The 12,477-nt window shown below is 34.8% G+C and carries 4 protein-coding genes; 2 read left to right on the top strand and 2 right to left on the bottom strand.

Annotated elements, in window-relative coordinates; translation table 11 throughout:
- Positions 1-2: 2 nt before the first annotated feature.
- Positions 3-1,283, bottom strand: coding sequence for a serine--tRNA ligase (gene serS, locus OM962_RS07140; RefSeq protein WP_264331335.1), 1,281 nt, complete (start codon positions 1,281-1,283; stop codon positions 3-5).
- 136 nt (positions 1,284-1,419) lie between these two features.
- On the opposite strand from serS, the gene OM962_RS07135 reads away from it, so the two are divergent.
- Both OM962_RS07135 and dusB read left to right on the top strand, forming a co-directional pair.
- The gene (locus OM962_RS07135; RefSeq protein ID WP_405196981.1) at positions 1,420-2,916 is read left to right on the top strand and encodes a hypothetical protein; all 1,497 of its coding nucleotides are present in this window, start codon (positions 1,420-1,422) and stop codon (positions 2,914-2,916) included.
- 7 nt (positions 2,917-2,923) lie between these two features.
- Entirely contained in the window at positions 2,924-3,874 is a 951-nt protein-coding gene (gene dusB / locus OM962_RS07130) for a tRNA dihydrouridine synthase DusB (RefSeq protein WP_264331334.1), read from the top strand.
- A 34-nt stretch (positions 3,875-3,908) separates the two neighbouring features.
- Here dusB and OM962_RS07125 read toward each other — a convergent pair whose 3' ends face one another.
- Positions 3,909-12,428: a DNA-directed RNA polymerase subunit beta/beta' gene (locus OM962_RS07125; protein ID WP_264331281.1), complete on the bottom strand. Its 8,520-nt coding sequence runs from the start codon at positions 12,426-12,428 to the stop codon at positions 3,909-3,911.
- Positions 12,429-12,477: the final 49 nt, after the last annotated feature.

The raw sequence follows: 12,477 nt of genomic DNA, 5'->3' as shown, positions 1-12,477 counted from the left end.
AATTATTGTTTGCTTATAACAGTATCATTACTCATGTATCTTTGCAACACGTTTGGTATTGTAACTGACCCATCGGAATTTTGATAATTCTCCATTATGGCAACAATTGTTCTTCCTATGGCTAAAGCTGAGCCGTTTAAAGTGTGAACGTATTTTTTTGTTTTTCTGTCAGTTTCTAAGAAGTATTTAGTGTTCATTCTTCTTGCCTGGAACGTACCGCAATTTGAGCAGCTTGATATTTCTCTATATTTATTTTGCTCAGGTAACCATACCTCTATGTCATAAGTCTTTTGTGCAGCAAAACCCATATCGCCACTGCAAAGTAGCATTACTCTGTACGGTAATTCTAGTTTTTTTAATATCTCTTCAGCAACACTAGTCATACGTTCAAGCTCGTCTTTTGACTGGTCTTCAGTTGTGATGCTTACCAACTCCACTTTACCAAATTGGTGTTGCCTTATCATACCTCTTGTATCTCGTCCTGCACTGCCAGCTTCTTTACGAAAACATTCTGAATATGCAGTAAAACGAATAGGCAGTTCTTTTTCTTCTATTATTTTGTCAGCAACTAAATTTGTTAAAACTACTTCACTTGTGGGAATTAATCTTAATTTATCGGTAGTTAAATATGAGTCATCAGAAAATTTTGGTAGCTGACCAACGTTATACATCGCCTCGTTTTTCACCAGGGCTGGGTGATACACCTCAGTATAGGCAAATTCATTAACATGTGTTTCCAGCATAAAATTTATTAATGCTCGTCCAAGCTTAGCTAACTGTCCTTTTAATATTGTAAACCTTGATCCAGAAATTTTTGCTGCTTGTTCAAAATCCATCAAGCCTAACCTTTCTCCGAGTTCATAATGAAATTTTGGTGTAAAATCAAATTTTCTTCTCTTTCCATATTTTCTGATTTCTACGTTAGAGCTCTCATCTTCACCTATTGGCACGTTTTGTGCAGAGATATTTGGTAAGTTAGATAAGATATTCATTAAGTTATCTTTCTCCGTTTGCTCTTTTAAGCTGATTGCTTCTATCTCATTTGTTATGTTTCTTGACACTTCTACCTCATTTTCACAGGAGCTTTTGTTCATTTTAAGCCTCTTTATTTCTTCCGTGATCTCATTGCGTTGCTTATTTAAAGCTTGCAATTTAGTAGTCAGTGATCTTTTTTTATGGTCAATCTCTAATATTTCTTCTGTAGTAAATTCTTTCACCCCTCTGCTTTTTATTGCTTTTTCAAATCCTTCAGGGTTTTTGCGTATATGTTCTATATCATGCATATGTTGTGCTATTACTAACATCATTACTGTACTTCAAAAGCTTTTAATGCTCAATATTTTTACATATAAATGCTAATATTGATTTTACCTTCATAATTTGCTAGAATTAGTTAACGTAGTATTCATAAAATATAACATGTTGGGCATCCGAGAAAAGTACAATACATTTAAAGAGAGTACTCACTTCACTAAACTTAAGGCTAGTGGAAGATTTGCTGTCTACGCTTTTTGTATATATTTGGCGACTACATTTACCATTGGCTGTTTGGGATTGATAATGGGATCTTTCCTCTTAACCTTACCACTTGCTATGCTCATCTCCAACCCTATAGTTTGGATTTTAATGGGAATAGTGCTTACAGCAACATACAAGATGGTTATTGAACCTTTATTTTACTTGGTAAAAGATTATGTTGATGAAAAAGGAACTGTAAAGGAAGAAAAGAGTCCAAAAGAGCAAAAATTCACAAGAAGTAAATCACTGGATAGTGGACTAGATACTATATCAAGACAAACAAATGATTCGGATAAGAGGGTACGTAGAAATTCCTATTCTCCATCTACAGATAGTGGTATTGCACCAGGAAATGAACCTGCCTCAAGTAACAATAGTCGTAGAAATTCTAATGCTTCAGGAGATAGTGGTTTGGGTGGCAAGGAGTTTCATGAAGATTTACAAACTCTTATGCATCAGACAAATAGAGAAAATTACTATTACTGGCTACAAGAACATGATATTTCTCATATTGCAAGAGCTGTATATAACTATTCAGAAAATTCAAGTGGCAATGTACTTTTTTGTATTCCTGGTGATGTGAGTACTTTAAACTCAAAACTGAAAGAGTATAAAATAGAACAAGGGAACACAAAAAAAATCTTTGCCTCGATTATTAATTTAGGAGGAAATCACTGGGTAACACTGATAGTCACATGTAATGGTAACAGACAATTTAGAGCTTATTATTGTGACTCATTTGGTAATAAATTACCAAATGAGATTGAAGGAAAGGTAAAAGACGATATAAGTCTTGCTAATGAGATTGCTGAGAAGTGTCTAGTACCCTTAAGTAATGAGGTGGGAAGTTTAATACGGGAAAGAGAAAATAATCCAGATAATGCTAGCCTTAAAGAGAAAAAAGATGATGTTGAAAAAACATTAGGTCATGCAAGAGAAGATAGAAATAAGTTAGTTAGTAAGCCAATTGATACTAGTTATATAGTGGGCATATTGCAGGAAACCTTAGAGATAGGAAATGATAGCATAAAGAGTTCTGCAGTTGATCAGCAAAAAGATGGCTGTAATTGTGGAGTATTTGCTTTAGAAAATGCTCATAGGATTACGGAAATGCTCAACGAGGATAAATCATTTGATGAAATTGACAGAGAGTTATCAAAGTACAAGCCTAAGCCAGAAGAATTGCAAGAAAAAAGAAGAGAGTTCGCAAAAGCACTTATGGAAGATGAAGAGTGGAAAGAATCCATTGCTGAAGGTGGAATTTTACATGATACTATACAGCAGCTTAGTCTTGAAGATAGTAAGAAAGAGGAAACACAACCTGCCACAAGTTCATCTCTGCAAGATGCTATAATAATGGCTTATAACAGTGTCAAAAATACATTTTTTAGCAACTAGAAAGCCTGTGTCTCTCCAAGTAGGAAATCTAACTATTGATTCTCCAGTTATTTTAGCGCCAATGTCTGGAGTGACTGACTATCCATTTAGGAGTATTGTAAAGAAACTTGGTGCAAGTTTGCTAGTCTCAGAAATGATTGCAAGCAGAGCTATGATCATGCAAACTCGCCAGAGCATGCAAAAAGCAAAAGTCGATGAACTAACCGCTGTACAACTTGCTGGTTGTGAGCCTGATGTTATGGCGGAAGCTGCAAAGTTAAATGAGGGCATGGGTGCAAAAATCATAGATATAAATTTTGGTTGTCCAGTTAAAAAAGTTGTAAACGGTTACGCAGGGTCAGCACTTATGCGTGATGAAAAAAAGGCTGCTGAGATAATAGAAGCTGTAGTCAAGGCAGTGAGTGTGCCAGTTACAGTAAAAATGCGTACTGGATGGAATGACGAAAATCGTAATGCTCCGCGCTTGGCAAAAATTGCAGAAGATTTGGGAGCAAAGATGATTACTGTACATGGAAGGACAAGGGCACAGCTTTATAATGGTCAAGCAGATTGGAAATTCGTTAGAAATGTTAAAGAGCAGGTAAAAATTCCAGTTATAGTAAATGGAGATATTAAGAGTTTGAATGATGTTCAAAGTGCACTTAAAGAATCTGGGGCAGATGGAGTAATGATAGGTCGTGGTGCTTACGGCAAACCTTGGCTGATTAATCAAGCAATAAACTTTTTGAGTGGAAATAAAGTTTCTGAGCCAACAGCCTCAGAGAGATTAAGCATAATACTCAAGCATTATGACAGTATTCTTGAGTACTATGGAAGCGATACAGGAATAAAGATGGCCCGCAAACATATAGGATGGTACAGTAGCGGGCTTCAAAACTCATCTGAATTTCGTGTAAGAGTAAATAACATAATAGACAGCACAGAGGTGAAAGAAAATATAATTGATTTTTTTAGTTAAAAACAGATTAAACATACTACCTCATTAGCTATATTCAACTTGACTGATCATAGTGCGATGCCACCACACTCTCTTCTTCATCAGAATGTAATTGATAACTATTATCACTCAGCAATTTTTCGTCATAAGTCTCAATATCAAAATATTTTTCATATTTATCTATATTTTCACAAAGCGAAAGTGCTTTCACCTTATTCATAACTAAACCCGTACCAGCAGGAATTAATCTTCCTACTATAACATTTTCTTTTAACCCACTCAAAGGATCACTCTTTCCACAAAATGCTGCTTCCGTAAGTACTTTTGTTGTTTCTTGGAAAGAGGCAGCAGAAATAAAGGAATTAGTTTCAAGGCTTGCTCTAGTAATTCCCTGCAGAATAGGAAGATAATGAGCAGGTCGTTTTCCAGAGTTATTCATAGCATCATTTTCTCTATCAATTTCCAGCCTGTCGATATTTTCTCCAATTAAGTACATAGTATCACCAGGATCGGTAATTTCTACTTTTTGTAGCATTTGCTTTAAGATCACTTCTAAATGCTTGTTATCTATGCGCACACCTTGCAATCTATAAACTTGCTGTATTTCAGAAATCATATAGTGTGCTAACGCTTCTAACCCAAGCACACGTAGAATATCATGAAGATCAGGATCGCCATCCATCAATAAATCACCTTTACGCACAAAATCACCTTCATTGACTATTACATGCTTACTTCTTGATACTAAATACTCAACTGGAGAAGCTTGCTCATCTACAGGTTTAATTACCATACTGCGTTTTCCTCTACGGTCTTTTTCAGAGAACGTTACATAGCCATCTATTTCACTAACGATAGCATGCTCTTTAGGACGACGTGCTTCAAATAATTCTATAACCTTAGGCAAGCCACCAGTAATATCACGAGTTCTAACTGACTCTCTCGGCGTTCTTGTGATAACATCACCTGCATGAACCTTTTGGCCATCCTGTACATTAAGCACTGCACCAACTGGTATAAAGTAACATGCTTCCACACCACTTGAAAGTGTTATTACTTTTTCATTATCATCAAGCAGTGCAATACGAGGACGTAAATTAGCTACACCAGAGTGCAATTTCCAATCCTTTACTACTCTATTTGATATTCCTGTAGATTCATCCATCACTTCAGTGATTGAAATTCCATCTTTTAAATCCTGGTAAGATATTGTACCACTCTTTTCCGTAATAATAGGTAGTGTATACGGATCCCATTCCGCAACTTTATCACCAATTTTTACTAACTCACCCTCATTTACATAAAGTTTAGCACCATAAGGTACACTGTGCTTCAATTTTTCACTACCAAGGCTATCAATTAAAACGACTTCACAGGAACGGCTTATCACAATTTTATTTCCGTTTTTATCTATAATTATATTACTATTGTTTAATTTTATTCTAGCATTAATAGAAGCTATAATATTTGAGGATTCAACACCTCTAGTCATTACCCCACCTATATGGAAAGTACGCATCGTTAACTGAGTACCTGGCTCTCCAACAGATTGAGCAGCGATAACACCAACTGCTTCACCTATTGAAACAATTTTACCAGTTGCAAGGTCTCTTCCATAACACAAAGAACACACACCAGGACTTATTTCACAAGTTAAAGGCGATCTAATTTTTATAGCATCAAGACCTGCAATGTTGATTTGCTTTACTTTATCTTCATCAATTAATTCCCCTGCTTTTAATAATAACTCTTTGGTTACTGGGTTATATATATCATTTGCAGCTGTTCTACCCAGTACAACACTCTCTAGAGATGCAACTATAGTACTACCTTCAACTATAGCTCTTACAATAAGGCCATTTTTCGTTTTACAGTCATGTTTTGTAACTATGCAATTTTGAGATACATCAACCAAGCGACGAGTTAAGTATCCAGAGTTTGCAGTTTTAAGTGCAGTATCAGCTAAACCTTTACGCGCACCGTGAGTAGAATTAAAGTATTCAAATACATTTAATCCTTCGCGAAAATTAGAAATTATAGGTGTTTCTATAATTTCACCAGAAGGTTTGGTCATTAACCCTCGCATTCCTGCTAACTGCTTCATCTGGGAAGTAGAACCTCTTGCACCGGAGCTAACCATCATATATATTGAATTGTACTTACTATTTTCATCATACAGAGATATCGCTTTTAACATATCATTCGCTATTATATCTGTGCACTTAGACCACTCATCTATAACTTTATTATACCTCTCACTTTTAGTGATTAGTCCGTCTTGATACTGTGCAGAAAATTTCTTAATTTCACCCCTTGTATAATCAACGTGTGTAGCTTTAGTTTCAGGTATGACCATATCGCAACGACTAAAAGAAGTACCAGAAAATGTAGCATACTCAAAGCCAAGTGTCATCAATTTATCAGAAAATACCACTGTAGCACTTTGACCGCAGCTACGATATACTAAATCAACAATGCTAGTTATTTCCTTAACTGTTAATACCTGATTTATTAAATCGAAGCTTAGATTCTTATGTTTAGGAAAAATCTGCCATAATATTAAACGTCCAGGAGTTGTAAAAATAGTTTTATACTGAATGTTTCCATCGCTATTGATGTATTCCATTTTGTACTTTATATGAGAATGAATATGTAGAGTACCGTTGTTTAAGGAATGCTCAACTTCACAAAAAGCACAGAAAAGTGGTAAATCATCTTCCTTAAGTTGCTGTAAAGTTAGGTAGTATATACCAAGCACTATATCTTTACTAGGAACTATAATCGGTCTTCCATTAGAAGGACTTAAAACGTTATTAATTGACATCATCAACACTCTAGCTTCAAGTTGAGCTTCCAATGAAATTGGCACATGTACCGCCATTTGATCACCATCAAAGTCAGCGTTAAATGCTGTACAAACAAGTGGATGAAGCTGTATTGCTTTACCTTCAATAAGGACTGGCTCAAAAGCCTGAATACCAAGCCTGTGTAGCGTAGGCGCTCTATTTAGTAAAACAGGATGCTCTTTTATTACTTCTTCAAGCATATCCCAGACTTCTGGCTTTTCTGCTCTTATTAACTTACTAGCAAATTTAATAGTTGGAGCCATTCCATATATTTTAAGCCTTGAGTAAACAAAAGGTTTGAATAACTCAAGAGCCATTCTTTTCGGTAATCCACACTGATTTAGTTTCAAAGTTGGACCAACAACTATTACAGAACGTCCAGAGTAATCTACCCTTTTTCCTAAAAGATTCTGACGGAAACGACCTTGCTTTCCTTTCAGCATATCGCTAATAGACTTTTTATATCCAGCAGCGCCAGCTTTATTTACCAGAGCATTACGACGACTATTATCAAAAAGAGAATCAACTGCCTCTTGTAACATTCTTTTCTCATTACGAATCATAATCTCAGGAGGATTTAAACTTAACAATTTTCTCAATCTATTATTTCTATTAATAATAGTTCTATAATGATGATTTAAATCAGAAACTGCAGGTCGACCACTTTCAAGCGATACCAAGGGACGCAAGTCAGGTGGTAAAATAGGTATAGCTGTAAGTATCATCCACTCAGGTCTGTTTCCAGACTTGATAAAATTTTCAACAATACGTAATCTCTTTATAATTTTCTTTCTTCTCATTTCAGAAGTAACAGACTCTAACTCCTGTCTTAAATTCTTCCTAATTTCATGTAAATCAAGGCGTATTAGCAATTCTCTTATAACTTCAACACCTTGCATAGCTATAAAGCTATCGACCCCATAGCTATCTTTAGCTTCATTATAAGCTTTCTCACTAATAATTTCACCTTTTTCAAAAGAGGAAACAAGAGGATCTATTACAACATAATTATCACTATATAAAATACTTTCGATATCTCTAAGAGACATATCTAATAATGCTCCAATTCTTGAAGGAAGTGACTTCAAAAACCATATATGAGCAACAGGAGATGCAAGCTCTATATGACCCATTCTTTCTCTTCTTACTTTAGAAGATGTAACTTCTACTCCACATTTTTCGCATATACGGCCCCTATGTCTTCTTTTTTTGTACTTTCCACATAAACATTCATCATCATTGACAGGACCAAAAATTTTAGGACAAAATAATCCACCTTTCTCAACTTTGAATGTACGGTAGTTTGCAGTTGAAACATCTGTTATCTCTCCATAAGACATACGTTTAATACTTTCAGGGCTAGCAATGGAAATGCTAACCTCATTAAAAGATTGTGCGATATTAGTGTGAGATATATCTTCAATTACTATGTCATTTTGCTTCAAATCCACATTAAAACACAAGGAACGCAACTCTTTTATCATGACATTAAAGGATTCAGGAATTCCACATTCAAAGTTACTGTCACCTTTTATTACCGATTCATAAATCTTAACCCTGCCATTAATGTCATCAGACTTCACAGTTAACATTTCCTGCAAAGTGTAAGCAGCACCGTAGGCTTGCAGTGCCCAACATTCCATTTCACCAAAACGCTGACCACCAAAATGAGACTTTCCTCCAAGAGGTTGTTGAGTAACCAAACTATAAGGTCCTACTGAACGCGCATGAATTTTACCATCTACTAAGTGATGCAACTTAAGCATGTACATGTAACCAACTGTAACTTTGCGATCAAACTTCTCACCCGAACAACCATCATACAATACAACTTGCCCAGAGTTATCCAATCCAGCAAGTTCAAATAGCTTTACTATTTGTTCATCTTTTGGACCTTCAAATACAGGTGCAGTAACAGGAATGCCATCACGCAACTTATACGCAAATTCAATGAGGTGATTATCATTAATATCGCGAATGTTATTACAAATAGATAAATTACTGCCACAACTATAAACCTCAATCAGGAAGTGACGTAAACTACTGTGTGCATCTTTACAAGAGTTGAAATAATTCTCTACTAATGTAGTCAATTCATTATTTAATTCATCCTTATTAGGCGTATCTAAAATAGAAGCCGTTATTTCATCATCATTAATATCCTCAAATTTTTTATTATCAAGATATAATGCTGCAAATTTTTCAAAATCATCATCACTGAGAGATCTAATTGCCTCACAAAAAGCACGTTTGATTTTATTGATCTCATCAAGAATATTGCCTACTTTTTCTCCTAATTTTTTACAAGCCCAACCTACATGCGTTTCCAATATTTGACCTACATTCATTCGCGAAGGAACGCCAAGAGGGTTAAGAATAATATCAATAGGAGTACCATCTTCTAAATAAGGCATATCTTCTACTGGAACAACTCGAGAAATCACACCTTTATTTCCATGTCTACCAGCCATTTTATCCCCTGGCTGCAAACTATGTTTTACAGCAATAAAAACTTTTACTGACATCGACACACCTTGAGGCAGATCATAACCTTCATGCAATTTTTCTACTTTTCGCTTAAAGTTTGTTATTGCATGTGATACTTTTTCATCAAAATCTTTTTTTAAGCTCTCAACTTGCTTAGAAATAGATTGGTTTTTCAATCCTATATCCCACCATCCCTCACGTTCAATAAAATTAATACTTTCTCGATCTTGAGAGCCAGAATTAATAAGAATTTTTCTTAATTCATCATAGAAATATTGATTAATAACATTGATTATATGGTCTCGTTCTTTCTCAAAGTCGTTTGCCTCTTTTTGCTTAATAAGAAACGCCCTTTCGTTTTCTTCTTCCCCTCTGCGTGTAAAGACCTGCACATCAATCACTATCCCTTCAATATCTGGAGATGTATATAAAGAGGAATCCACACAATCGAATGACTTTTCACCAAAAATTGTCATTAACAATTTTGTCTCAGGAGGCAATGAAAGAGAATGCTTAGGTGTAACTTTCCCCACCAAAATATAACCTGGACCAACTCTTGTACCAACCTTTACTATACCACTATCATCCAAGTGATAAAGATTTTCTTCATTAACACCGGGTATGGCACGAGTTATTTTTTCCGACCCTAAAGGAGTGTCATGTACAACACATTCAAATTCTTCTATATGAATAGAAGTAAATAGATCTTTTTTAACAACTTCACTAGAAATAATGATTGAGTCTTCAAAATTATAACCTTGCCAAGACATAAAAGCGACTAGCAAGTTTTGGCCAAGTGCCAATTCACCGTTATTAATAGCAGGACCATCAGCTATCACATCACCTTCCTTAACACAATCACCTACATGCACCAGTGGTTTCTGGTTAATACAAGTATTATGGTTAGAACGCTGAAATTTTCTTAGATGATAAATATCTACATCCAAGTAGTTAATTCCTCCTTTGTCAAAAGCACGTATAACTATAGAGTTACTATCTGAGCTGTCAACTATGCCACCACGTTTTGCTAAAACTACAGCACCAGAGCCAGAAGCTACGAAAGACTCCATGCCAGTAGCAACCAAAGGAGCAGTAGGCTTCAATAAAGGTACAGCTTGACGCTGCATATTTGAACCCATTAACGCTCTATTAGCATCATCATTTTCTAAAAATGGAATTAAAGAAGCAGCAACCGATATTACCTGCTTAGGAGATAAATCAATGTAACTTACTTGATTACTATTTACCATTACAAAGGTACCAGCATACCTACAGTATAACATATCATCAACAAAGCAGTTGTTCTCATCAAGCTTTGCGCTGGTATCGGCTATATAATATAAACCTTCATCTATAGCAGACAGATACTCAATTTGATCAGTAACAACCTTATTAACTACTTTCCTATAAGGACTTTCAATGAACCCATATTTATTAATACGAGCGTATATAGCTAAGCTGTTAATTAAGCCTATATTCTGCCCCTCAGGAGTTTCAATAGGGCAAATTCTTCCGTAATGAGTTGGATGAACATCACGCACTTCAAATCCCGCCCTCTCTCTTGTTAAACCACCAGGACCTAACGCTGACAACCTTCTTTTATGTGTTATTTCAGATAATGGATTAGTCTGATCCATAAATTGAGATAATTGGGAAGAGTTGAAAAAATCTCTTAAGACATTGGTTAACACTTTTGGATTTATAAAATCAGATGGAGAGACTTTATCTAAACTAGAAGTAGACATAGAATCAACTACTGCCCGTCCCAATTTTAATAATCCAGTTCTAAATTGATTTTCTATAAACTCTCCAACTGAACGGACTCTTCTATTTGCTAAATGATCAATATCATCTACAGATCCTTGACCATCACGTAACAATACTATTTTTCTTATAATTTCAATAATGTCTTCATGTGTTAAAGTAGTTAAATTTTCCTCATAATTTAACCCAAGGCAAAAGTTAAGTTTCAATCTACCAATGTTAGACAAATCATAATATTCCGGACTGAAGAAAAGATTACGAAAAAACTCCTCTACTATCTTTAAAACAGGAACTTCACCTGGACGCAAAACCTTATATATTTCATATAGAGCGTTCTCATAAGACATGTTTTCATCTAAGAAAAGTGTGTTTAATATGTAAGGTCCAACAGAAACATTATCTATGTTCAACACTGATATTTTATCTATAGATAATAATTCAAGCTTTTTTATATCCTCTAATTTTATAGATTCACCAGCAGATAAGATTTTTGTAGAACTAGCACTATCTATTAAATCTTCTGCAAGAAATAAACCACATATAGAATCATAAGGAATTAGATACTCTTTCAACCCGTTATCATATAGATTTTTAGCTAATTTTGAAGTAATACGAACATTAGCTTTAAGTAACACATTGCCTTCAACATTCTTTAAATCAAAAGGAAGCCTCACTCCCTTGAATTTATCAGGGGAAAAAGGTACTTTCCAGCCACTTTTATGTTTTATATACTCTATTTTTTCATAAAATTTATTAAGTATGTCATTATTTGATAAGCCTAAAGCCTTTAATAAAACTGATATTGGCAACTTTCTCTTTCTATCAATACGAAAATACAAATGATCTTTAACATCAAACTCAATATCAAGCCAAGAACCTCTATAAGGAATAACTCTAGCAGAATAGATCAATTTGCCAGAATTGTAAGTTTTTCCCTTATCACTATCAAAAAACACTCCAGGAGATCTATGCATTTGTGAAACGATAACTTTCTCTACGCCATTGATGATGAAAGTACCTTTATCAGTCATCATAGGCAGTTCACAAAAGCGAACCTCCTGCTCTTCAGCAGATTTTATAACAGTTGCAAGCTTAGAATGATCATCATATTCTTTAATCTCTTGATATTTTTCAAGAGAAACACCATCCTGCATAATAACAAGACGTATAGAAGCAATAACCTGAGCAGAAAAAGTTATACCACGTTTTATACATTCAGATTCACTATACTTAAGATCATCTACCCTACAATTCAAAAATTCGATAGTAGCCCTATGCAAAGGATCAGATATTGGAAAAATTGTATGAAAGATAGCTTCAAGTCTTTCATTACTCTCATTATTAGGAGTAAAGGAATTATATGACCCCTTTTGGACTTTAACCAAATCCAACAAAGAATCTTTTAAATCAATCGACCTGGAATAAGAAACTCTAGGAACAAAAGCACTAGAAGCACACATATAAGAAGAATCAACCATTAAAATACCTTCACTAATTAAAAGAGCTATATCAACATAAAATTAATAT

Origin of the sequence: Wolbachia endosymbiont (group B) of Erebia ligea (genome assembly GCF_947179575.1) — a bacterium.
Taxonomy (GTDB): domain Bacteria; phylum Pseudomonadota; class Alphaproteobacteria; order Rickettsiales; family Anaplasmataceae; genus Wolbachia; species Wolbachia pipientis_C.
The sequence above is the reverse complement of the archived record's forward strand: the minus strand, read 5'-3'. Positions and strand labels throughout refer to the sequence as shown.

What these genes read in the sequence shown, in the direction of transcription:
- OM962_RS07135 (WP_405196981.1), top strand. Translation starts at nt 1,420, where the DNA reads ATGTTGGGCATCCGAGAAAAGTACAATACATTTAAAGAGAGTACTCAC.
- OM962_RS07125 (WP_264331281.1), bottom strand. Translation starts at nt 12,428, where the DNA reads ATGGTTGATTCTTCTTATATGTGTGCTTCTAGTGCTTTTGTTCCTAGA.
- serS (WP_264331335.1), bottom strand. Translation starts at nt 1,283, where the DNA reads ATGCATGATATAGAACATATACGCAAAAACCCTGAAGGATTTGAAAAA.